Origin of the sequence: Nocardioides okcheonensis (assembly GCF_020991065.1) — a bacterium.
GTDB classification, from domain to species: Bacteria; Actinomycetota; Actinomycetes; order Propionibacteriales; family Nocardioidaceae; genus Nocardioides; species Nocardioides okcheonensis.
Window position 1 is genome coordinate 1,900,387 of sequence record NZ_CP087710.1, and the last position, 22,685, is coordinate 1,923,071.

Consider the following 22,685-nt stretch of genomic DNA (forward strand, 5'->3'; position numbering starts at 1 on the left):
TGTGCTGACAGGTCAGAGCTGGCCGTGGTTGGGCGGTGGCGTGCCGTCGACGACGTACCGACCGAGGTGCTGGACCTTCCAGGCGGCGGGGTCGTGCAGGGTGTGCGTACGGGCGTTGCGCCAGTGCCGGTTGAGGTTGAGCCGGTCGAGGGCCGAGCGGGTGCCGCAGACCTCGAAGAGCCGGCTCGCGACGTCGACCGCGACCTGCGAGGAGTGGGCGCGCACGGCGGCCACCGCGAGGCTGGCGGCCGCGGCCGATTCGGCGGTCAGGTGGGCGTCGGCCGCGTCGACGGCACGACCGGCCTCGCGCAGCAGCGCCTCCGACGCGCGTACGTCGACCTCCATCCGGCCGAGCGCCTGGACGACCAGCGGGTCGTCGGCGGCGCGGTCCACGCCGGCGTCGGGGTAGGGCCGCGACGTGGTGCGGACGAAGTCGGCGGCGTCGCGCAGCGCGGCGCGGGCGATGCCGACGTCGAGGGCGGCGTGCAGGACCTGCGCGAACGCGCCGTAGGTCTGCGGTCCCTCGAAGGTCAGGTGGTAGGGCGTGATGCGGGCGTCGTCGACCTCGACGTCGACCAGGTCGACGGTGCCGCTGGCGGTGGTCCGCTGGCCCATGCCGGCCCAGTCGTCGGTGACGGTCACGCCGGGAGCCTGCCGCTGGACCCACGCCACGTGGAGCGGTCCGGCGCCCGGAGTGGCGAGGGTGTCGAGGTGCGCGAGCACCGGGATCCAGTCGGCGAACAGCGCACCGGTGCTGTAGCCCTTGGTGCCGTTGAGCAGCCAGCGGCCGTTGCCGACCGGGGTGAGGGAGGTGCGGATGTCGCGGACGTGGCGGGTGCCGACCTCCGACTGGGCGTTGCCGAAGCGCTTGCCGGCGAGGACCTCGCCGAAGAAGTAGCGCTGCTGCTCCAGGGTGCCCTGGTGGCGCATCGCGTTGACGTAGACGAAGTGGCTGTGCGGCACCTGGGCCACGCTGGGGTCGCCGGTCGCGAGGATCCGGAACACCTCGACGAGCGCCTCGACGGGGAGCGCGGCTCCGCCGTCCTCCTTGGGCACGGTCACGGCCAGCAGCCCGGAGGCGGACAGCCGCTCCAGCTCGCGCTCGGGCAGCAGCCGGTCGCGGTCGCGCTCCACGGAGGTCGCGGCCAGCTCGGCGGCGATCTCGGTGGCGACGGCGACCGCCTCGTCGGCGGAGAGGACGGGGACGGTCGTCTGGTCGACGGCGTGGTCGACGAGCGTCGTGGGGTGGTTCATGCAGCGTCCTCCCGCTCGGCGGCCTCGAGCTCGCGGACGATCGGCAGCACCTCGCGGCCGAAGTGCTCGACCTCCTCCTGGAAGTGCAGGAAGCCGAGGAGGAACAGGTCGACGCCGCGGCGCTTGAACTCCAGCATCCGGTGGGCCACCTGCTCCGGGGTGCCGACGAGGCCGGTGCGGAAGCCGTCGTTGTACTGGACCAGGTCGCGGAAGTCCGAGTCCTGCCACATGCCCTTCTTGTCCCCGGTCGACTGGCCGGCCTGCTTGACCGCGTCGCCGAAGCCCCGGACCGCCTCGGGGTTGGCCTTGGCGATGATCTCCTCGAGGGTGGCGTGCGCCTCGGCCTCGGTGTCGCGGGCGACCATGAAGCCGTTGACGCCGATCTTCACGGTGCGGCCCGCGGCGGCGGCCGACGCAGCCACGCCCTCGACCTGCTCGGCGATGCCGTCGGGGGTGTTGCCGTTGGCGAAGTACCAGTCGCTGACGCGGCCGGCCATCGCCTGGGCGACGCCGGAGTTGCCGCCCTGGAAGATCTCCGGCAGCGGGCGGCCGGGCAGGTCGAGCGGCTTGGGGTTCATGGCGAAGTCGCGCAGCTGGAAGAACTCGCCGTGGAGCTCGGCGCCGTCGCGCGACCAGATCTCGCGCATGTAGGCGATGAACTCCTCCGCCATCCGGTAGCGCTCGCCGTGCTCGAGCCACCGCACGCCCATGCTGGTCGCCTCGTCCTTGAACCAGCCGGACACGACGTTGATGGCGGCGCGGCCGTTGCTGAGGTGGTCGGCGGTGGCGATGAACTTCGCCAGCACGCCGGGGTGCCACATGTAGGGGTGGACGGCGGAGATGACCTTGAGCCGCTCGGTCGCCAGCAGCAGGGCCAGGCTGAAGCTGGTCGCCTCGTGCTGGAAGGCGGCGCCGTAGGAGGCGGTGTAGCGCACCTGGGTGAGCGCGTAGTCGAACCCGTTCTGCTCCGCGGTCTGCGCCAGGCGCTTGTTGTAGTCGTAGTCCCAGCCGGTGCGCTGCTCGATGTCGGAGATGACGAGGCCACCGGAGACGTTGGGCACCCAGTAGGCGAACTGCAGCGGCTCGCGGGCGGCGGCGGGGGACGTGCTCATGGGTTCTCCTCGGGACGGTCCTACGGTTTCGCGCTTAATCTCTATCGATCTTGTAGACAAACGTAGCAGGGGTCGTCGCGGTCGGCCGACAGCCGGTCGCGCGGGGATGGCGAGGGGGTGGAAGGCCCTGCCTGTCGTCCGCACCTGTCACCCCCCGGTGACAGGTCTCGGGACAGGCGGTGCCTTCCACCCCCTCTCGTGGAGCCGGTGCGTGACCGGTCGGTTCAGGTGGCGCTGCCGCCCGCCGCGGGCGTGGCGTCCCAGTCCTGGCGACGGCGGGTGCCGCCGATCGACCACGCGTAGGGCGGCGGCGTGCCGTTGACGGCGTACGCACCCACGACGCGCGCCTTGAGGATGCGCGGGTTGTGCGAGGCGACGGTGCGCGCGTTGCGCCAGTGGCGGTCGAGCGCGAGCGGGCGCGCGGTCGCCGAGGCGCCGAGCGCGTCGAAGATGTCGGAGGTGGCGCGCAGCACGAGCTCCGAGACGACGACCTGGGCGGTCGATGACTCGATCTCGCTGGCCTCGACGAGGCGGGCGACCTCGTCGGCGCCGGACAGGGCGGCGTCCGCGACGGCCTGGATGCTGGCCGCGACCCGCAGCGTCGCGGCCTCGGCGGCGTAGACCGCGGCGGCGATCTCGCCGACCCGGGCGAGGACCTGGGCGTCGTCGCGCACCCGCGGGGCGTTGGCGTGGGAGAAGTTCCGGGTCCGCTTCTGCACGGCCTCGACGACGTCGGCCAGCGCCGACTTCGCGATGCCGGTCAGGGTCGCGAGCAGGTTCAGCTGGTAGAACGCCGTCTGATAGGGGAAGCGCTCCTCGAAGGGCAGCACGTGGTCGGCGGGGACCCCGACGCCGTCGAAGGTGGCGGTGCCGCTGCCGGTGCCCTTCTGGCCGAAGCCGTTCCAGTCGTCGCTGACCCGGACGCCCGGGTCGCGGAGGTCGACCATCGCGATCGCGGTGGCGTCCTCGGCCTCGTCGGGGCGCCCGGGCTCGCGCAGGCGGGCGTGCACGTCGGCCCACTCGGCGTAGATGCTGCCGGTCGTGTAGTACTTCGTGCCGTCGAGCCGGTAGGAGCCGTCGGCGCGCGGCGCCAGGACGGTGCGCGGCAGGTCGATGTCCGAGCCGACCTCAGACCAGGCGTTGCCGACCATCTCGCCGCGCACGAAGCGGTCGAACCAGACGCTCTGGTCACTGGTGCGCGCGTGGTGCCACAGCCGGTCCTCGACGAGGGCGAAGTGACCGCGGAAGGCCTGCGGGAGGTTCGCGTCGACCGAGGCCAGCTCGATCCACAGGCGCGCGACGTCGACGAGCCCGAGGCCCGCGCCGCCGTGGGAGACGGGGACCCGGGTCGCGCCGAAGCCCTCCCGCTTGAGCAGCGCCACGGCCTCGAAGGGCAGCGTGCCGTCGACCTCGCGCTGGACGGCTCCCTCCGCGACGGCGTCGAGGACGGGACGCCACTCGGCCAGCAGGTGGTCGGTTGTGCGCGCCGTCGAGCCGGCTGCCGTGGGGTGGTCGGCAGCGGCGGACGGGGTCTCGGTCCGGCGATCGGTGGGCCGGACACGCAGGGTGGTCATGGTGGAAATCCTCCCGGTTTGTATAGTGACTTTGTAGACTTTAAGTGGTCGGCGTCGGCGCACCTGCATCCGCGGCGACAGGTTCTTCCGACCACCCGACCTTCCTCCGCGCGCGGAGGAGCAGCGAGAACCAGGAGCCCACGGTGCGGATCGAACAGCTGGAGTACCTCGCGGCGGTGACCGAGCACGGATCACTGCGGCGGGCGAGCGAGGCCATGCACATCTCCCAGCCCGCCCTCAGCGAGGCCGTGACCAAGCTGGAGAAGGAGCTCGGCACGACGCTCCTCGACCGGCGTCGCACCGGGTCGCGGATCAGCCGCCAGGGCCTGGACCTGCAGGAGTTCATGGCCGAGGTGCTCGGCGCCGTCGACCGGCTGCGCGAGGCGGCCGGCCAGCAGTCCGTACGCCGTCGCGACCTGCGCATCGGCACCGTCAGCACCGCGTCCTCCAGCCTCCTCGCCCCGGCCCTGCGCGACCTCCACGCGCGGCACGGGTCGGGCGGCGTCGAGGTCGTCAACAGCCGCCAGGCCGACATCCAGCAGGGCCTCGCCGAGGGCGTCCTCGACCTCGGCCTGGTCAACCTGCTCCCGGGCGACGAGGTGGACACCTCGCTCGTGGCCGACCGCCTCATCGAGGGCACGCCGGTCGCGTGCCTGCGCGCCGACCACCCGCTCGTCGATCGCACCCGGGTCACCGTCGCCGAGCTGCGCGCCGAGCCCCACGTCCTCATGCGCACCGGCTACGTCATGCACCGCTACGCCCAGCGCCTCTTCGGCGCCGACATGCCGGCCACGACCTACGCCACGGACGGCGCCGAGATGGGCAAGGCGATGGTGGCCGCGGGCCTGGGCATCTCGATCCTGCCCGACTTCTCGATCACCGCCGACCCGCTGGTGAAGGCGGGTGTGCTGACCACCCGGCCGATCAGCACCGACCACACGACGGTCACGCTGGTGATGCTGCGACGCCGCTCGGACCGCACCCCGGAGGCGGTGCGCGACCTGCAGACCGCGCTGGTGCGCCGGGCGCGGGCCTACCTCGCCGGGGTCGACCTCGCCGCGGACCTCCCCGACGACGCGCCCCTCGAGCCGCCGGTCGCGGCGCCCGCGGCGAGCGGCGACCGGCCGGTGGTCACGCCGATCGGTAGCCGTGCACGAAGTCGGTGAGCGCCGCGAGCTGACCGGGGTCGGTCGAGGGGATCACGCCGTGGCCGAGGTTGAAGATGTGGCCCTTCGCCGCCCGGCCGGCGTCGATCACCTCGGCCGCGCGGGCGGTCATCACCTCGGTCGGCGCGAAGACCAGCGTCGGGTCGAGGTTGCCCTGCACCGCGCGGTCGCCGACGAGCGGGATCGCGTGCTCGAGCGGCGTGCGCCAGTCGACGCCGACCACGTCGGCACCCGCCTCGCCCATCAGCCCGAGCAGGTTGGTGGTGCCGACGCCGAAGTGGATGCGCGGCACGCCGAGCTCGCCGGCCGCGGCCAGCACCCGCTCGGAATGGGGCATCACCGACGCGCGGTAGTCGGCCGGGGTGAGCGCACCGGCCCACGAGTCGAACAGCTGGACCGCCGAGGCGCCCGCCTCGACCTGGATCCGGAGGTAGGCCGCGGCGATGCCGGCGATCTTGCGCATCAGCGCGTCCCACACGTCGGGGGCACCGAACATCATCGCCTTGGTCTTCGCGTGCTCCTTCGACGGACCACCCTCGACGAGGTAGGACGCGACGGTGAAGGGCGCGCCGGCGAAACCGATCAGGGGCGTCGCGCCGAGCTCGGCGACGAGCTGGCGCACCGCCTGCGTGATGAAGGGGACGTGCTCGGGCGTCAGGTCGGGGATCGCGTCGACGTCCGCGAGCGTCCTGACCGGTGACGCGACGACCGGGCCGACGCCCGGCACGATGTCGAGGTCGACGCCGACGGCCTTGAGCGGCAGCACGATGTCGGAGAAGAAGATCGCCGCGTCGACGCCGTAGCGGCGGACCGGCTGGAGGGTGATCTCGGTGACCAGGTCCGCGTCCATGCAGGACTCGAGCATGCCGATGCCCTCGCGGACCTTCAGGTACTCCGGCAGCGAGCGCCCGGCCTGCCGCATGAACCACACCGGGGTGTGGGACGGCTCCTCGCCGCGGGCGGCGGCCAGGAACGGGCTCGTCTCGAGGCCGGGACGGGGGGCGGGAACGGCGTCGGTCACGGTCGAATCCTCGCAGGTCAGACGGCGTGGCGACACATCGGCATCGGGGGCCGCTGACCTAGTCTGGGGCCATGGTGGCCCGTCACGAGACCCACCCGAGCACCTCTGCCGGGGCTGGGCCCGCGGAGTTCCGCGCGGCTGTGGAGTCGATGCGTCGGGCTGCGCTGCGCCCCGAGGTGTTCTGCGAGGAGATGCCGGCGCCGCAGCGGATCGCCCCCTGGTCGGCCGCGCTGAGCGGTGACGTCACCGTCGACGAGGACGACGTCGGCACCGGCCGGCTGATCCTGCTGCACGACCCCGCCGGCAACGACGCCTGGGACGGCACGTTCCGCTGCGTCGCCTACGCCCGCGCCGACATCGACCCCGAGCTCGGCGCCGACCCGATGCTCGCCGCGGTCGGCTGGTCGTGGCTCACCGAGGCCCTCGAGGCGCACGGCGCGCCGTTCCACACCGCGTCGGGCAGCGTCACCTGCGTGACCACCGAGAGCTTCGGCACGATGGCCGACGAGCCGCGCAGCGCCCAGGTCGAGATCCGGGCCTCCTGGACGCCCGTCGCCGACGACGACGGCGGGCTCGACATGACCGCCCACGTCGAGGCGTGGGGCGAGCTGATGTGCACCGCCGTCGGGCTGCCGCCGGTGCCCGAGGGCGTCACCGCCATCCCGAGCCGACGCGGACAGCGCGGCACCTGAGCGATGGCCCTCACCGACGACTCCCCCACACCCGAGGACCGGCCCGAGGTCGGCCCCGACGCCGGCACCGACGGCGCCGACGCGCCCGAGGAGGCGGAGCCCGCGCCGCTGCTCGAGCTGCGCGACGGCCTGCCCGAGGTGGTCGAGACCGACGCCGGCCTCGCCGAGGCGTGCGCCGCGCTCGCGGCCGCCACGGGACCGGTCGCGATCGACGCGGAGCGCGCCTCCGGCTACCGCTACTCCAACCGCGCGTACCTCATCCAGCTGCGCCGCGAGGGCGCCGGCACCTGGCTGGTCGACCCGATCCCGCTGACCACGCTCGCCCCGCTCCAGGACGCGCTCGAGGGCACCGAGTGGATCCTGCACGCCGCCACCCAGGACCTGCCGTGCCTGCGCGAGGTCGGCCTGGTCCCGACCAGCCTGTTCGACACCGAGCTCGCCGGGCGGCTGCTGGGCTACCCGCGCGTCGGGCTCGCCACCCTCGTCGAGACCGTCCTCGGCCAGCGGATGCGCAAGGAGCACTCCGCCGCCGACTGGTCGACGCGTCCGCTGCCGACGCCGTGGCTGGAGTACGCCGCCCTCGACGTCGAGGTGCTGGTCGAGCTGCGCGACCACATGGCCGCCGAGCTCGAGGAGGCCGGCAAGGCCGAGTGGGCACGCCAGGAGTTCGACCACCTGCTCGGCTTCGAGCCGGCCGTCCGGCAGGAGGCGTGGCGGCGTACGTCCGGGGTGCACCGCCTGCGCGGGCGACGCTCCCTGGGCGCGGCCCGCGCCCTGTGGGAGGCCCGCGACGCCATCGCCGCCGAGCGCGACGTCACCCCGGGCCGGATCCTGCCCGACTCGGCCATCGTGGTCGCGGCCACCGCGATGCCGACCGACCGCCGCTCGCTGCTCGCCACCCAGGGCTTCCACGGCCGCGGGGCCAGCCGCTACGCCTCGACCTGGGTCGACGCCCTCCAGCGGGTCCGCGAGATGCCGGAGGCCGAGCTGCCGTCGCGCGCCCCGCGCGGGGAGGGCCCGCCGCACCCGCGCACCTGGGCCGACCGCGAGCCCGTCGCCGACCGCCGGTTCAAGGCCGCGCGCGAGTCGATGCTCAACCTCGCCGAGGTCCACCACCTGCCGGTGGAGAACCTGCTGACCCCCGACTTCCTGCGCCGGCTGATGTGGGCGCCGCCCGCGACCCGCGAGCCGGCCGCGCTCGCCGACGCCGTCCGCGCCCAGCTCGCCTCCTACGGTGCCCGGCCCTGGCAGACCGGCCTGGTCACCGGCGCGCTCGTCGGCGCGATCCTCGGCGCCGAGGTCGACGCGGACTAGCCGACGGGTGGCCCCGGGAGCTCGGTGGTCAGGGGTGGGGCGTCACTCCGACGGAGACTCGCTGGGCGTCTCCGACGGCGACTCCGAGGGCGACTCGGTCTCCTCGGGAGACAGGATCAGCCTCGACGCGTCGTCGATCTCCTGCGTGGTCTGGTCGAGGTCGAGGGTCCCGGGAGCCGTGACCAGCCGCTCGAGCAGCGGGGTCACCGCCTCGATCAGCTCCTCGCGCTGGTCGATGAACGGCGGCACCTCCATGTAGCGGATGCTGTCGTTGTAGATGCCGGCGTGGGCCGGCTCGAGCTGGGGGGCGAGGAACTCCGAGGACGACGCCACCTCGGTGTTGGCCGGGACGATGTAGCCGGTCGAGGCGACCGTCGAGATGGCCGAGTCCGAGACGGCGTAGGCGATGAAGTCGGCGGCGTCGCCCTGGACCTTCGAGTCGGCCGACAGGCACAGCCCGCTGATGTCGCCGACCGTCGCCCGGCTGTCGATGGTCGGCATCGGCAGGACGTCGAACTCGAGGTCGTCGGCGTCGCGCAGCTCGGGGACGAGGTTGCGGAAGCCGGCGATCATCGCGAGCTCGCCCCGCTTGAACAGCTGCACCGGCGTCGCGCGGGCCAGCTGGGCGTTGGTGGGCGTGAGCGTCGGGTCGCGCAGGATCTGCAGGGTCTGGTCGAGGGCCTCGCGGGTCGAGTCGTCGGAGAACGCGAGCGAGGTGGGCTCGCGGTCGTCGTCGAAGACCTGCCCGTCGCCGGAGTAGATGAACGGCGCGAGGCCCTGCAGGGTCGGGTCGATCCACACGCCGCGCTTGTCGCCCTTGCGCGAGGCGAACGTCGCGGCGGCGCCGAACTCCGCCAGCGTCCAGCGCTCGCGCACGCCCTCGCTGTTGGCGGTCGGGACGTCGTAGTCGCGGCGCTCCATCTTGTCGAAGTCGACGAGGTCGGTGTTGTAGTAGACGACCATCGGCGAGACCGAGTAGGCCATGCACTGCAGCTCGGAGTCCATCGCGAACGCGTCGACGGCGTCGCGGGAGAACCGGTCGCCGAAGTCGACGCCGCGCTCGTCGAGCAGCAGGCTGACCGGCTTGATCGCCTGCGCCTCGACGAGCTGGTCGAGGTCGATGCGCGAGGTGAGGAACGCGTCGGGCGCGTTGCCGGCCAGCACGTCCTCGAGCGCCGACTCGTGGTCGGGCCACGACTTCAGCGTCACCTCGCGGGTGCTGGAGGCGGCGTTGAAGGAGTCGACGACGCTCTGGAAGGCCGCGACCTCCTCCTTGCTGCCGTAGGCGCCGAAGGTGATCTGGCGCGGCTTCTCCGACGGCTTGCCCGACTGCGTCGACGGCTGCGTCGGCTGCGGGCGCGGCTCGTCCTCGCCGGAGCAGGCGGCGGTGGCCGCGGCGACGATCAGGGCGCAGCAGGCCAGGGCAGCACGACGGGGAGACGCAGGACGCACGGACAGACCCTAACGGGACAGTCCACGCACCGCCGCGACGACCGCCTCGAAGACATCCCGGTCGAGGGCCGCACCCTCCCGGCGCACGCCGTCGCGGTCGAGGTGGACCAGCCGGTCCAGCCGGACCTCGCTCGGCCGTCCCTGCCGGTCCCAGCCGCCGTTGCCGACGTCCATCCAGTGCCGTCCCCACCGGGCCTCGTCGGCGGCGTCGCGGTCGTGGTCCTTGCTGGTCAGCATCAGCCCGGTCCAGCCGTCGCCCGCCGTGTCGAGCACCAGCACCGGACGGTCCTTGCCCTGGCGCGGGTCCTCCTCGTAGGGCACCCAGGCCCAGACCACCTCGCCGGGGTCGGGCGCGCCGTCGGCCTCGGGGGCGTAGCGGGCGCTGACCCCGCCGGGCGCGGCCGGGCCGCGGGAGCGGGACGGCGACGGCGACAGCAGCCGCGTGAGGCGTCGACGGAGGCTCATGCCCCGAGCCTAGGCGGCCCGGAGGGGTGGAAGTGCGCCGGACCGGGAGCGCCTCACGGCGCGTGGCCGCTCGTAGCGGCTGATTTTGGGACCCGGGGCTGCCACGGCCCGGCGCACTCGCGTCATCGTAGTCGCTCAGGCGAGCGTGTCGGCGATTTCCCCGTGACCGGCCGACTCGAGCTGCTCGGACAGCACCAGCATCCGGCTGATCTCCTCGTGGCTGGACTGTCCCAGGGCCGCGCGACCGGCCGCGACGATGCGCGCGAACGCCGCGGCGCGGAACAGCGTGACGGCGAAGTCGCCGCTCGCGATGCCGCGCAGCACCTCGTCGACCATCTGCCTCAGCTCGGCCGGGCCGGGCGGGTCGGCGACGCCCGCGACCACCCGCGCCACGTCGACCCGCCGCTGGCCCGCCTCGTACTCGCGGGAGACCCGCTCGGGGTCGGCGTGGACCCAGGAGCGCAGCAGGAACAGCCGCCACAGGCTGCCCGCCAGCGTGTCGGCCGGCGCGCCCGACCACACCTCGGCGAGCGTCTCGAGCCCCTCGGTCTCCGCGAGGTGGACCACCCGCTCGACCAGCGCGGGGTCGTGGGACTGTCGCGCGCCGCGCACCAGCACGGTGGCGGCGAGGTCACCCGCCTCGCGCAGCTGGGCGGGGTCGGCCCCGCCGACGATCTCGTCGAAGAAGGCGTCGCCGGGGGTCATCGGGCGGTGGTGCTGGCGGCCGGTCACCGGTCCAGACTAGGACGCGGAGCGACCCAGCACCTTGCGGATGCGCTGGTCGCTGACCTTCTCCCGGGTGCCGAGCTGCTGGGCGAAGAGCGAGACGCGGTACTCCTCGATCAGCCAGCGCGCGTCGCGCAGGTGCTGCGGCAGCGGCTGGCCGTCGGGCAGTGCGGCGACGGCGTGCAGCCAGGCGTCCTGCAGGCCGGAGAGCTGGTCCATCAGCTGGCGGTCGCGGGCGACCTGCTGGTCGAGGCGCTCGCGGCGCGTCGTCACCGCGGCGAGGTAGCGGCTGAGGTCGCGCAGCCGTGAGGGCCCCGCCTCCCCCACGACGCCGACGGTCATCAGGCGTCCGACCTGCGCCCGCATGTCGGTGAGCGCCGGCAGCGTCATCAGGTCGGTGCGCCCGGAGATCGCCCTGTCCGCCGCCCGCCACGACTCCAGCACGCGCATGACGTCGTGGACTGCGGCGCTCGTGCGCTCCGCGACCGCGTCCCGGGCGGCGACGACCAGCGCGTCGAACGCCTCCTCGTCACGCACGACGGGTCGGGCGTCGACGACCTCGCCGACGATGCCGGCGCGGACGTCGTCGAGCAGGTCGCCGACCGAGGGGTAGGGCGACCCGACCAGCGCGAGCTTGGCTCTCTGGTCGAGGCCGGCCGCGGCCAGCACCTCGTCGACCGGGTCGGGAGGGCCGAGCGCCAGCAGGACGAGCCGGCGTACGCCGAGCCGGTGGTGCGCCGCTGCCTCGTCGGCGGTGGCCAGCACCTGGAGCCCGACGGTGGCGCCCTCGTCGACGAGCGCCGGGAAGCCGCGCACCTCGTGCCCGGCGCGGCGCTGCACGAACGACTCCTCGACCGTGCCGAACGTCCACGCCGTCCGGCCGGTGGCGGTGACCCCGGAGTCGGCGGCCACGTCGGCCATGGCCCGCTCGAACGTGGGCCGCAGCGGCTCCTTGAGGGCGTCGAGGTCCTTGCTGCGCCCGGCCTCGGCGCCCTCCTCGGTCACCACGCGGTAGGTCGGCCGCAGGTGGGCCGGCACCTTCGACCAGTCCCACGCGTCGCGGTCGATGACCAGGCTGCGGGTGCTGCGGGCGAACCGCTCGAGGGCGTCGAGCAGCGGCTCCGCGCCGGGCGGGGTGGCGGCGAGGAACTCCCGCGCCGTGTTGGGCGCGGGGACCATCGAGACCCGCAGGTTCTTCGGGAGCGAGCGGATCAGCTCGGTCACCAGCTCCTCGCGCAGGCCCGGCACCAGCCACGAGAAGTCGTCGGCGTCGATCCGGTTGAGCGTGGCGACCGGGACGTCGATCGTCAGCCCGTCGTCGACGGCGCCCGGCTCGAAGTGATAGCTGATCGGGAACGTCAGGCCGGCCTCGTCGCTGTCGTGCCACTGGGTCGGGAAGTCGCGCTCGCGCACCTCGCCGGCGGCCTCGTTGGTCAGCATGTCCGGGTCGAACGTGAGCAGGTCGGGCTTCTTCTGCCGCGCCCGCTTCCACCACTGGTCGAAGTGCTGGCCGCTGACCACGTCGTCGCCCACCCGGGCGTCGTAGAAGTCGAACAGCGTCTGCTCGTCGACGACGATGTCGCGGCGGCGGGCCCGGTGCTCGAGCTCCTCGGCCTCCTCGAGCAGCCGCGCGTTCTCGGCGAGGAACCGGTGGCGCGAGTCCCAGTCGCGCTCGACCAGCGCGTGCCGGATGAACAGCTCGCGCGCCAGCGGCGGGTCGATCCGGCCGTACTGCACGAGCCGGTCGGCCACCAGCGGGACGCCGTAGAGGGTGACCCGCTCACGCGCCATCACCGCGGCCCGCTTGCGCGACCAGTGCGGCTCGGAGTAGGTCCGCTTCACCAGGTGGGCGCCGAGGCGCTCGGCCCACTCGGGCTGGATCGCGGCGTTCTGCCGGGCCCACAGCCGCGACGTCTCGACGAGCTCGGCGCTCATCAGGAAGCCGGGGTTGCGCCCCTTGAGCACGCTGCCGGGGAAGACCGCGAAGCGCGCGCCCCGGGCCCCGAGGTACTCCCGCATCGGCCGCCGCTCGCCCGGCTTGCCCTTCTCGCGCTCCTCGAGCGCGCCGACGTGGCTGAGCAGGCCGGACAGCAGCGCCTGGTGGATCCCGTCCTCGTCGTGGGCGGCACCGCCCTCCCCACCATCGGTGGTCGAGGTGCGAGCGGAGCGAGCCTCGAGACCCCCCTTGCCGAGGTCGAGCTTCATCTCCTTGCAGACCTGGCGCAGCTGGGACTCGTAGTCCTGCCACTCGCGGATGCGGAGGTAGTTGAGGTGCTCGCGCTTGCACATCCGGCGGAAGGCGCTCGACGAGAGCTCCTTCTGCTGCTGCTTGAGGTGGCGCCACAGGTTGAGCCAGGTGAGGAAGTCGCTGGACTCGTGGGTGAAGCGCGCGTGCAGCTGGTCGGCCTGGGCGCGCTGCTCCTCCGGCCGCTCGCGGGGGTCCTGGACCGACAGCGCCGCGGCGATGACCAGCACGTCGCGCAGGCAGCCGAGGCGCTCGGCCTCGAGGATCATCCGGCCCAGGCGCGGGTCGATCGGCAGCCGCGCCAGGCGCCGGCCGACCTCGGTCAGCCGCGGGCCCTGCGGGCGCTGGTCGCGTCGGCGCCTGTCTCGAGACCCCGCCCCCTCGACCGGGGCGGCCGTCAGCGCGCCGAGCTCCTCGAGGAGGTCGGTGCCGGCCTTGATGTTGCGCCGGTCGGGCGGCTCGACGAAGGGGAAGCGCGCGATGTCGCCGAGGCGCAGCGAGGCCATCTGCAGGATGACGCTGGCGAGGTTGGTGCGCAGGATCTCGGGGTCGGTGAACTCCGGGCGCGCCTCGAAGTCCTCCTCCGAGTAGAGCCGGATCGCGATGCCCTCCGACACACGGCCGCACCTGCCCGAGCGCTGGTTGGCCGACGCCTGGCTGATCGGCTCGATCGGCAGCCGCTGCACCTTGGTCCGCACGGAGTAGCGGCTGATCCGCGCCACGCCGGTGTCGACGACGTACCGGATGCCGGGGACGGTCAGCGACGTCTCGGCGACGTTGGTGGCGAGCACCACGCGGCGCACGAGCGAGGAATGGCTGGAGAACACCTTGTGCTGGTCGGAGGCGCTGAGGCGGGAGTAGAGCGGAACGATCTCCAGCCGGTCGCTCCTCAGCGCGTCGAACGCGTCGGCGGTGTCGCGGATCTCGCGCTCCCCCGGCAGGAAGACGAGCACGTCGCCCGGCCCCTCGCCCGACAGCTCGCGGACCGCGTCGACGATCGCCTCGGTCTGGTCGCGCTGGACCGGCTCGCCGTCCTCGTCGTCCTCCGGCAGCTCGAGGAGCGGGCGGTAGCGCACCTCGACCGGGTAGGTCCGTCCCGAGACCTCGACGACCGGTGCGTCGAAGTGGGCAGCGAAGCGGTCGACGTCGATGGTCGCGCTGGTGATGACCACCTTGAGGTCGGGCCGGCGCGGCAGCAGCCGCTTGAGGTAGCCGAGGAGGAAGTCGATGTTGAGGCTGCGCTCGTGGGCCTCGTCGATGATGATCGTGTCGTACCGGCGCAGGTCGCGGTCGCGCTGGAGCTCGGCCAGCAGGATGCCGTCGGTCATCAGCTTGACCCGGCTCGCCCGGCTGGTGCGGTCGGTGAAGCGCACCTGGTAGCCGACGACGTCGCCGAGCTCGGTGCCGAGCTCCTCCGCGATCCGCTCCGCCACCGAGCGGGCGGCGATCCGGCGCGGCTGGGTGTGGCCGATCAGCTTGTCCTGCCCGCGGCCCAGCTCGAGGCAGATCTTGGGCAGCTGGGTCGTCTTCCCGGAGCCGGTCTCGCCGGCGACGATCACGACCTGGTGGTCGCGGATGGCCGCGGCGATGTCGTCGCGGCGGGCGGAGACCGGGAGCTCCGGCGGGTAGGTGATCTTCACAACGGGCGCCATTCTCGCCCACCGCGGCAACCGGTTTCCGCCGCGGGCGCCTTTCAGCGACCGCCTGACAAGTTCAGCGACCGCCTGACAAGTTCAGCGACCGCCTGACAAGTTCAGCGATCCCCGGTCAGCCGGGGATCGCTGACGGGGCTCAGGAGCTCGAGCCGGAGTCGTCGTCCTCGGGAGGGGTGGTGGGCTGCAGTCCGCCCGGCGCGCCCGGGCCGCCGAACATCGGGCCGCGTCCCCGGTCACCGTCGCCGTCGCGGTCGCCCATCGGGCCGAACTGTCCGAACCGGTCGCCGGGGCCGTGGTCGTCGGTGACGGCGTGGAACACCGCCGTGCCGACACCGCCGATGATCACGCCGGCGAGCGCCGAGGCGATGAGCGCGCCGAGGCCGAACGCCCGGTCCCCCCGCGCCTGCTGGCGCCAGCGGCGGGCACGGCCCCAGCCGGGGCCCGGGGCGGCCGCGGGGTCGTACGGCGCGTACGCCGCGGCGCCGGGAGCACCGACCGGGGCGCCGGCCGGCGCGTCGACCGGCTTCGAGGCAGCCGACGCACCCGGCTCGGCAGCCGACGGCGCGGCGCCTCCCTGCGGGCGGGGTGCTGCGGGCGGCTCGGGGGCGCCCTGCGGGCGGACCGGCTGGGTCTCGTCGTGCGGCTGGTTCTTCTCGCTCATGCGGCGAGCCTCCGCCCGCTTGCTGTGCGCGACCTGTGCGTGTCCCCTGCGGCCGCCGTGAAGAATTCCGCGCGACGATGTCGAGGACGCGTCCGCGGCTCCGACCCCGGTGTGGACGCGGCCATGATGGGCTGCACATGACAAGGAGCGAGAAGATGCCGAAGTACCTGATCCTCAAGCACTACCGCGGCGTGCCCGCCGGCACCGTCAACGACCACCCGATGGAGGAGTGGACGCCCGAGGAGGTCGACGCGCACATGGCCTTCATGGACGCTTTCGGCAAGCGGCTGGAGGCCGACGGCGAGTTCGTCGACGCGCAGGCCCTCGCCCCGCAGGGGACGTTCGTCCGGGCCAACGACGAGGGCACCGGCCCGGTGACCGACGGCCCGTTCGCGGAGACCAAGGACCTCATCGCCGGGTGGTACGTCGTCGACGTCGACGGCTGGGACCGGGCGGTGGCGCTCGCGTCGGAGCTGTCCCTGGCCCCCGGCAAGGGCGGCCGGCCGATCCACGAGTGGCTCGAGGTCCGGCCGTTCTACGGCGCCCCCTGCCACGAGGACTGAGCCCGCCGTGACCGCCGCCTTCGACGAGGCCGTCCTGCGGGGCGTGGTGCCCCAGGTCATCGCGGTCCTCGTGCGCCGCGGAGCCGACTTCGCGGCGGCCGAGGACGCGGTGCAGGACGCCCTCGTCGAGGCGCTGCGGTCGTGGCCCGACGACCCGCCGCGCGACCCGAAGGGCTGGCTGGTCACGGTGGCGTGGCGACGCTTCGTCGACGCGGTCCGCTCCGAGACCGCGCGGCAGCGACGCGAGTCCGCGGTCGAGGTCGAGCCGGATCCCGGCCCTGCGGCGCAGCGCGACGACACGCTGCAGGTGTTCTTCCTCTGCGCCCACCCGGCCCTGACGCCGACCTCGGCCGTCGCGCTCACGCTGCGTGCCGTCGGCGGCCTCACCACCCGCCAGGTGGCCGAGGCGTTCCTCGTGCCCGAGGCGACCATGGCCCAGCGGATCAGCCGGGCGAAGCGGACCATCGCCGGCGAGCCGTTCGACCGGCCCGGCGACCTCGCGACGGTGCGGCGGGTGCTCTACCTCGTCTTCAACGAGGGCTACGGCGGCGACGTCGACCTCGCCGCCGAGGCGATCCGGCTGGCCCGCGAGCTCGCCGCCCTCGCCCGCGACCCCGAGACCGACGGGCTGCTGGCACTGATGCTGCTCCACCACGCCCGACGCGCGGCCCGCACCCGCGCCGACGGCACCCTCGTCCCGCTCGCCGAGCAGGACCGTTCGCTGTGGGACACGGACGCCGTCGCCGAGGGCGTACGCCTCCTGCAGGCGGCCCTGGCGCGCGAGCGCCGTGGCGAGTACCAGCTGCAGGCCGCCATCGCCGCCCTGCACGCCGACGCCGCGAGCGCGCCGGAGACCGACTGGGTGCAGGTCGTGCAGTGGTACGACGAGCTGCTGGCGCTCACCGGCAGCCCGGTCGTCCGGCTCAACCGGGCGGTCGCGGTGGGCGAGGCCGACGGTGCCCGCTCCGGGCTCGCCGCCCTCGCCGAGGTCGACCCCGCCCTTCCGCGGCACCGGGCGGCCGCGGCGTACCTGCACGAGCGCAACGGCGACCTCGCGCTCGCGGCGCGCCTCTACGCCGAGGCCGCCGACCTCGCCACGAGCCAGCCCGAGCGCGTGCACCTGATCCGGCAGGCGGCCCGTCTCAACGGCGCCGGCTGACGCACGCGCGGCGGACAGCGCGCCCACAGCAGGCACACAGCAACGCGCGGCAGGATGGGGCCATGACCGTGCCCCAGCTCACCCGCCCCGACGGCTCGCCCGTGCGCGTCCTCGTCGTCGACGACGAGGTCAACATCGCCGAGCTGCTGGCGATGGCGCTGCGCTACGAGGGGTGGGAGCTGCAGATGGCCCACACCGGCACCGACGCGGTCGCGACCGCCCGCGACTTCCGGCCGGACGCGGTCGTGCTCGACATCATGCTGCCGGACTTCGACGGCCTCGAGGTGCTGCGCCGGATGCGCGCGGACGGCAGCGACGTGCCGGTGCTGTTCCTCACCGCCAAGGACGCGGTGGAGGACCGGATCGCCGGGCTGACCGCGGGCGGCGACGACTACGTCACCAAGCCGTTCTCGCTCGAGGAGGTGGTCGCCCGGCTGCGCGGGCTGATCCGCCGCGGCGGCACGGCGGCGCAGGCCGACGTCGGCAACGTGCTGGTCGTCGGCGACCTCACCCTCGACGAGGACAGCCACGAGGTGCACCGCGCCGGCGCCGAGATCACGCTCACCGCGACCGAGTTCGAGCTGCTGCGCTTCCTGATGCGCAACCCGCGCCGGGTGCTGAGCAAGGCGCAGATCCTCGACCGCGTGTGGCAGTACGACTTCGGCGGGCAGGCCAACGTCGTCGAGCTCTACATCTCCTACCTCCGCAAGAAGGTCGACGCCGGCCGCGAGCCGATGATCCACACGATGCGGGGCGCGGGCTACGTCCTGAAGCCGGCGACCTGATGGTGCGCCCCCGCCTCCCCCGCACCCTGACCGCCCGCCTGGTCGCGGTCGCGGTGCTGCTGGTCGCGGTCGCCGCGCTGCTGATCGGGACCGCGACCACCCTCGCCATGCGCGCGCAGCTCACCAGCCAGCTCGACGACGAGCTGCGGTCGAGCATCGGTCGCGGCTTCGGCGGGCCGGGGCGCGGACCGTTGCCGGCCCCGCGTGACGACGACGACGGGGACGAGCGGGAGTACTTCGGGCAGCGCTACGGCGCCGTGCTGGCCGAGGTGCGCGCGGACGGGTCCGGCTACGGCGGCGTGGTCGGCGACGAGGTGCGGCCCCAGCCGCTCTCGTCGGCCCAGCTCACCGCGCTGACCGCGGTCACCGGCTCCACGGAGGCGTCGACGGTGCGGCTGCCCGGTCTCGGCACCTACCGCGCGCTGGCGCAGCCCCGCGCCGACGGCGGCTATCAGCTCGCGGCCCTGCCCACCGAGATGCTCGACGACACCCTGACCGACCTGCTGCGGCTCGAGCTGTTGGCCACCCTGGTCGGCGTGGTGGCGGTCGCCGGCGCCGGCACCTGGGTCGTACGCCGCCAGCTGGCGCCGCTGCGCGAGGTCGCCGACACGGCGCACCGGGTCTCCGAGCTCCCGCTCGCGGCCGGCGAGATCGAGATGACCGACCGGGTCCCGGCACGGCTCACCGACGAGGACACCGAGATCGGCCAGGTCGGTGCGGCGCTCAACCGGATGCTCGACCACGTGGAGCAGTCGCTGTCGCAGCGGCACCGCAGCGAGCAGCAGGTGCGCCAGTTCGTCGCCGACGCCTCCCACGAGCTGCGCACCCCGCTCGCCACCATCGCCGGCTACACCGAGCTCGCCCGCCGTCGGCCCGAGACGGCCGGCACCGCGCTCGACAAGGTCGAGACCGAGTCGGCGCGGATGACAGCGCTCGTCGAGGACCTGCTGCTCCTCGCCCGCCTCGACGCGGGGCGGCCGCTCGAGCGCGCCGACGTCGACCTGTCCCGGCTGCTGCTCGAGGCGGTCGACGACGCGCGCGTTGTCGACCAGGAGCGGTCGTGGCGCCTCTCGCTGCCGGAGGACCCGATCACCGTCCCCGGCGATGCCGCCCGGCTGCACCAGGTGGTGACCAACCTGCTGACCAACGCGCGCAAGTACACCCCCGCCGGCAGCACCGTCACCGTCACGGCCGACCCGGACGGCTTCACCGTCCACGACGACGGCCCGGGCTTCGCCCCCGACCTCGCGCCCCGCGCCTTCGAGCGCTTCACCCGCGGCGACGCCGCCCGCACCCGCGCCGGCGGCGCCGGGCTCGGGCTCTCGCTGGTGGAGGCGATCGTCGCGGCCCACCGCGGCTCGGTGGCGCTGGCGAGCCGCCCGGGCGACACGACGATCACGGTCCGCCTCCCCCGCTGATGCATCTGCGCGCCCGCCACCCGTCGAGCTGACGCATCTGCACGTGGCGCGTGCGCAAACGCGACAGGTCGACAACCCACGCGTGCGCAGACGCGACAGCTCGGTCGCCCACGCGTGCGCAGACGCGACAGCTCGGTCGCCTAGGGTCGGGAGCCATGGAGCCGGGGACGCCGATCAGCTGCGAGATGACCAAGTGGGGCGACCGGGCGCACTGGGCGTTCACCGGGATCCTCCTCGGCTCCGACGAGCACGGCGACTGGATCGGCGTCGCGGCCGGCACCCACCACCACCGGCCCGGCGCCGAGTTCCACTCCGCCGTCGACACCGTGACGGTCGTGCACCCCGATCGCTGGCACCTCCCGACGTTCCAGGCACCCGGGATCTGGTGCGACCTCTACGTCGACATGACGACCCCTCCCGTCTGGGACGGGACGGTGCTGAGGGCGGTCGACCTCGACCTCGACGTCATCCGCCTGCCCGAGCAGATGCCCGACCTTCCTGCTCCGTGGGGCGAACCGCCCGCCGCTCCCGGCGAGACGTTCGTCGACGACGAGGACGAGTTCGCCGAGCACCAGGTGACCTACCGCTACCCCGCCGACGTCGTCGCGGCCGCACGCGCCAGCTGCGACGAGGTGCTCGCCGCTGTGCGCGCGGGGGCGGCGCCGTACGACGGCTCGCACCAGCGCTGGCTCGACGAGCTCAGCCGTCGGACTCCTGCTCGGACCTCCTGAAGGCACGTCGCTCCGCGCGGGTCATCGCCCGGAACGGGCCGACCAGCCGCGGTCCGGCGAGGCGGTTCTCCAGCTTGCGCGCCTCGCGCTTGACCGGCTGGGCGACGTACTCACCGAGGATCACCCCCGAGGCCAGCGCGATGGCGACGGAGATCGCCGTCATCAGCGCCAGGATGCCCTGCGAGACGAAGGCACCGCCCTCGGCGAGGAACGTCAGCCCGCGGTAGATCGACAGGCCGGGCAGGAACGGCACGATCGCCGGCACCGCCACGACCAGCGGTGGGACCCGGACCCGCCCGGCCACGGCGTAGGCGACGAGGCCGATGAAGAACGCGGCGGCTCCGGCGGCGGCCGCGCGGCCGAAGCCGGCGACGGTGACGACCTGCGAGACCAGTGCGGCGACCCCGGTGATCGAGGCGACCGGCACGACGGCGCGGCGCGGGGCGTAGCACGCGACGCTGAACGCGGCCGCCGAGATCGCCGCTCCGACCACGACCACGGGCAGGTCCGAGATGCTGCCGAGCTTGCCGGGGACCAGCCGGCCCAGCGACAGACCGAGGCCGTCGGCGATCGAGATGCCGAAGCCGACGCCGGCGATGATGCCCGCGGTCGCCATCATCGCCTCGATCAGGCGGGCGCCGGAGGTGAGGTAGAAGCCGGTGAGGGCGTCCTGCACCGCACCCATCAGGCCGATGCCGGCCAGCAGCAGGATGATGTTGGCCGTCACGACGAGCGACGGGTCGACCTCGATCGGGGTGGCCGCGACGGCCGCCGCGAGCACCGTCGCGATCGCGCCGCCGGCGACCTGGAGGTAGAAGAACGGCAGCCGACGGCGGGCCATCACGAGCTGGACCCGGTCGATCAGCACCGCCGCCACCGCGGCGACGGCCGAGACGATCGCGCCACCGCCGAGGAAGACTCCGACCGCCGCGGCCATCACCGCCCACGCGACGGTGACCGCCCAGCGCGGGAAGGCGTGGCCGAGCGAGACGATCGTCGCCATCCGGGTGCGCGCGGTGTAGAGGTCGACCTGGTCGGTCAGCAGGTCACGCACGAGGTGGTCGACCGCGGTCAGGTCCTCGTAGTCGATGTCGCGCTGCTGCACGTGGCGCAGCAACAGCATCGGCACCTCCTCCGCGCCGCGCTGGAAGCTCATCGACAGCGCCGTGAAGGTCACGTCGATCTCGGCGCCGCGCAGGCCGAGGTGGTCCGCGACGGACCGCATGGTGGCGGTGACGTCGGCCGCGCCCGCACCCGACGACAGCAGCATCTCGCCGATGCGCAGGCACAGGTCCATGGTCAGGTGGATCTCCCGCGCGCGCTCCGCCTCCTCGCGCGCGCGCTCCTCGGCCTCCTCCCGGGCGTACGCCGCCGCGAGCTCCCGGGCCTCCCCTCGGGCCCACTCGGCGGCTGCCTCCGGCTGCTCGATCTGGTCCACGCGCACATGGTGGCACCCGGACAGCCCCACCGCGGCAGGTGGTCCGGCACCGGTCGGGACCTCCCTAGAGTTGTCGCATGCGCATCGACTTCCATGCCTCGCCGCAGCCCACGCTCGGCGTCGAGTGGGAGCTCGCGCTGGTCGACCGCGACACCCGCGACCTCGTCAGCGCGGCTGCCGACCTCGCCGAGCGCGCCACCCCGCGGCTCGAGCACCCCGACCGGCTGCACCAGGAGCTGCTGCGCAACACCGTCGAGGTGGTGACCGGGATCTGCCACACCGTCGGGGAGGCGGTCGAGGACCTCACCGGCACGCTCGGCGTGGTGATGGACGCCGCCGACGAGCTCGGCGTCGACCTGATGGGGGCCGGGGCGCACCCCTTCGCGGACTGGTCGCACCAGCAGCTCACCGACGGGCACCGCTACGAGGAGCTGATCAACCGCACCCAGTGGTGGGGCCGACAGATGCTGATCTGGGGCGTCCACGTCCACGTCGGCATGCCCGAGCGCGACCGGGTGATGCCGGTGCTGTCGTCCCTGCTCACGACGTACCCGCACCTGCTCGCCCTGTCCGCCAGCTCGCCGTTCTGGGCCGGCCAGGACACCGGCTACGCGTCGAACCGGGCGCTGATGTTCCAGCAGCTGCCGACCGCCGGGCTGCCGTTCACCTTCGACTCCTGGGCCGACTTCGAGCGCTGCATCGACGACCAGACCACCACCGGGATCATCGACTCGATGGCCGACGTGCGCTGGGACGTACGCCCCGCGCCGCACCTCGGCACCCTCGAGCACCGGGTCTGCGACGGCGTCTCCGACGTCCGCGAGCTGGCCGCGCTGGTCGCGCTCGTGCACTGCCTCGTCGTCGACCTCGACGACCGCCTCGTCGCCGGCGAGCGGCTGCCCACGCTCCCGCCCTGGCAGGTGCAGGAGAACAAGTGGCGCGCCGCGCGCTACGGCCTCGACGCGATCGTCATCCTCGACGACCGCAACCGCGAGCGCCTGGTCACCGAGGACCTCGACGACCTGCTTGAGCGGCTCACACCGGTCGCGCGCCGGCTGGGCTGCGACGACGAGCTGCGTGCGGTGGCCGACATCCCCGCCCGCGGGTCGTCGGCCGACCGCCAGCGTCGCGTCGCCGCCGCACACCGCGGCGACCTGGTCTCGGTGGTCGACTCGATCGTCGGCGAGCTGCGGACCACGCTGGGGCGTTGACCTCCGCCCGGCCACGGGCCGGGGTTGTGGCGCTCGTCCCGGG

The 22,685-nt window shown here is 73.8% G+C and carries 19 protein-coding genes; 9 read left to right on the forward strand and 10 right to left on the reverse strand.

Annotated elements, in window-relative coordinates:
* Nucleotides 1-12: 12 nt before the first annotated feature.
* The 3 genes from LN652_RS09190 to LN652_RS09200 all read right to left on the reverse strand — a co-directional run bounded on the left by LN652_RS09190 (nucleotide 13) and on the right by LN652_RS09200 (nucleotide 3,940).
* Nucleotides 13-1,254 (reverse strand): SfnB family sulfur acquisition oxidoreductase, encoded by a 1,242-nt coding sequence (locus LN652_RS09190; RefSeq protein ID WP_230444363.1) that lies wholly within the window; start codon nucleotides 1,252-1,254, stop codon nucleotides 13-15.
* Nucleotides 1,251-2,366 (reverse strand): dimethylsulfone monooxygenase SfnG, encoded by a 1,116-nt coding sequence (gene sfnG / locus LN652_RS09195; RefSeq protein WP_230444364.1) that lies wholly within the window; start codon nucleotides 2,364-2,366, stop codon nucleotides 1,251-1,253. The genes LN652_RS09190 and sfnG overlap by 4 nt, the downstream gene beginning before the upstream one ends.
* A 224-nt stretch (nucleotides 2,367-2,590) precedes the next feature.
* The gene (locus LN652_RS09200) at nucleotides 2,591-3,940 is read right to left on the reverse strand and encodes an acyl-CoA dehydrogenase family protein (protein ID WP_230444365.1); all 1,350 of its coding nucleotides are present in this window, start codon (nucleotides 3,938-3,940) and stop codon (nucleotides 2,591-2,593) included.
* 143 nt (nucleotides 3,941-4,083) lie between these two features.
* On the opposite strand from LN652_RS09200, the gene LN652_RS09205 reads away from it, so the two are divergent.
* On the forward strand, nucleotides 4,084-5,106 hold the full coding sequence (locus LN652_RS09205; RefSeq protein ID WP_230444366.1) for a LysR family transcriptional regulator: 1,023 nt from the start codon (nucleotides 4,084-4,086) through the stop codon (nucleotides 5,104-5,106).
* On the opposite strand, the gene hemE is transcribed toward LN652_RS09205, so the two are convergent.
* Entirely contained in the window at nucleotides 5,072-6,028 is a 957-nt protein-coding gene (gene hemE, locus LN652_RS09210) for a uroporphyrinogen decarboxylase (protein WP_230444715.1), read from the reverse strand. The genes LN652_RS09205 and hemE overlap by 35 nt on opposite strands.
* 170 nt (nucleotides 6,029-6,198) lie before the next feature.
* On the opposite strand from hemE, the gene LN652_RS09215 reads away from it, so the two are divergent.
* Both LN652_RS09215 and LN652_RS09220 read left to right on the forward strand, forming a co-directional pair.
* A complete protein-coding gene (locus LN652_RS09215; protein WP_230444367.1) occupies nucleotides 6,199-6,819 on the forward strand; it encodes a DUF3000 domain-containing protein in 621 nt (206 codons plus the stop codon).
* 3 nt (nucleotides 6,820-6,822) lie between these two features.
* A complete protein-coding gene (locus LN652_RS09220; protein WP_230444368.1) occupies nucleotides 6,823-8,133 on the forward strand; it encodes an HRDC domain-containing protein in 1,311 nt (436 codons plus the stop codon).
* A 42-nt stretch (nucleotides 8,134-8,175) separates the two neighbouring features.
* Here the strand turns inward: LN652_RS09220 and LN652_RS09225 are convergent, their stop codons facing one another.
* The 5 genes from LN652_RS09225 to LN652_RS09245 all read right to left on the reverse strand — a co-directional run bounded on the left by LN652_RS09225 (nucleotide 8,176) and on the right by LN652_RS09245 (nucleotide 15,337).
* A complete protein-coding gene (locus tag LN652_RS09225; protein WP_230444369.1) occupies nucleotides 8,176-9,585 on the reverse strand; it encodes an ABC transporter substrate-binding protein in 1,410 nt (469 codons plus the stop codon).
* 9 nt (nucleotides 9,586-9,594) lie between these two features.
* Nucleotides 9,595-10,050 (reverse strand): type II toxin-antitoxin system PemK/MazF family toxin, encoded by a 456-nt coding sequence (locus tag LN652_RS09230; protein WP_230444370.1) that lies wholly within the window; start codon nucleotides 10,048-10,050, stop codon nucleotides 9,595-9,597.
* Between the two features lie 135 nt (nucleotides 10,051-10,185).
* Nucleotides 10,186-10,782 (reverse strand): hypothetical protein, encoded by a 597-nt coding sequence (locus LN652_RS09235; RefSeq protein ID WP_230444371.1) that lies wholly within the window; start codon nucleotides 10,780-10,782, stop codon nucleotides 10,186-10,188.
* A 9-nt stretch (nucleotides 10,783-10,791) separates the two neighbouring features.
* The gene (gene hrpA, locus LN652_RS09240; RefSeq protein WP_230444372.1) at nucleotides 10,792-14,673 is read right to left on the reverse strand and encodes an ATP-dependent RNA helicase HrpA; all 3,882 of its coding nucleotides are present in this window, start codon (nucleotides 14,671-14,673) and stop codon (nucleotides 10,792-10,794) included.
* Between the two features lie 139 nt (nucleotides 14,674-14,812).
* Nucleotides 14,813-15,337: a hypothetical protein gene (locus LN652_RS09245; protein WP_230444373.1), complete on the reverse strand. Its 525-nt coding sequence runs from the start codon at nucleotides 15,335-15,337 to the stop codon at nucleotides 14,813-14,815.
* A 155-nt stretch (nucleotides 15,338-15,492) separates the two neighbouring features.
* Here LN652_RS09245 and LN652_RS09250 point away from each other — a divergent pair, with 155 nt between their 5' ends.
* The 5 genes from LN652_RS09250 (at nucleotide 15,493) to LN652_RS09270 (ending at nucleotide 19,993) form a co-directional block, all read left to right on the forward strand.
* Nucleotides 15,493-15,900, forward strand: coding sequence for a YciI family protein (locus LN652_RS09250; protein ID WP_230444374.1), 408 nt, complete (start codon nucleotides 15,493-15,495; stop codon nucleotides 15,898-15,900).
* A gap of 7 nt (nucleotides 15,901-15,907) precedes the next feature.
* The gene (locus LN652_RS09255) at nucleotides 15,908-17,059 is read left to right on the forward strand and encodes an RNA polymerase sigma factor (protein WP_230444375.1); all 1,152 of its coding nucleotides are present in this window, start codon (nucleotides 15,908-15,910) and stop codon (nucleotides 17,057-17,059) included.
* Between the two features lie 62 nt (nucleotides 17,060-17,121).
* Nucleotides 17,122-17,844, forward strand: coding sequence for a response regulator transcription factor (locus tag LN652_RS09260; RefSeq protein WP_230444376.1), 723 nt, complete (start codon nucleotides 17,122-17,124; stop codon nucleotides 17,842-17,844).
* A complete protein-coding gene (locus tag LN652_RS09265; protein ID WP_230444377.1) occupies nucleotides 17,844-19,262 on the forward strand; it encodes a sensor histidine kinase in 1,419 nt (472 codons plus the stop codon). Before LN652_RS09260 ends, LN652_RS09265 begins: the two co-directional genes overlap by 1 nt.
* A gap of 155 nt (nucleotides 19,263-19,417) precedes the next feature.
* Entirely contained in the window at nucleotides 19,418-19,993 is a 576-nt protein-coding gene (locus LN652_RS09270) for a DUF402 domain-containing protein (RefSeq protein ID WP_230444378.1), read from the forward strand.
* Here LN652_RS09270 and LN652_RS09275 read toward each other — a convergent pair.
* Nucleotides 19,962-21,431, reverse strand: a complete 1,470-nt coding sequence (locus LN652_RS09275) for a threonine/serine exporter family protein (RefSeq protein WP_230444379.1) — start codon at nucleotides 21,429-21,431, stop codon at nucleotides 19,962-19,964. The two genes, LN652_RS09270 and LN652_RS09275, sit on opposite strands and share 32 nt — an antisense overlap.
* A 77-nt stretch (nucleotides 21,432-21,508) precedes the next feature.
* Here LN652_RS09275 and LN652_RS09280 point away from each other — a divergent pair, with 77 nt between their 5' ends.
* Nucleotides 21,509-22,642, forward strand: a complete 1,134-nt coding sequence (locus tag LN652_RS09280) for a glutamate--cysteine ligase (protein WP_230444380.1) — start codon at nucleotides 21,509-21,511, stop codon at nucleotides 22,640-22,642.
* Nucleotides 22,643-22,685: the final 43 nt, after the last annotated feature.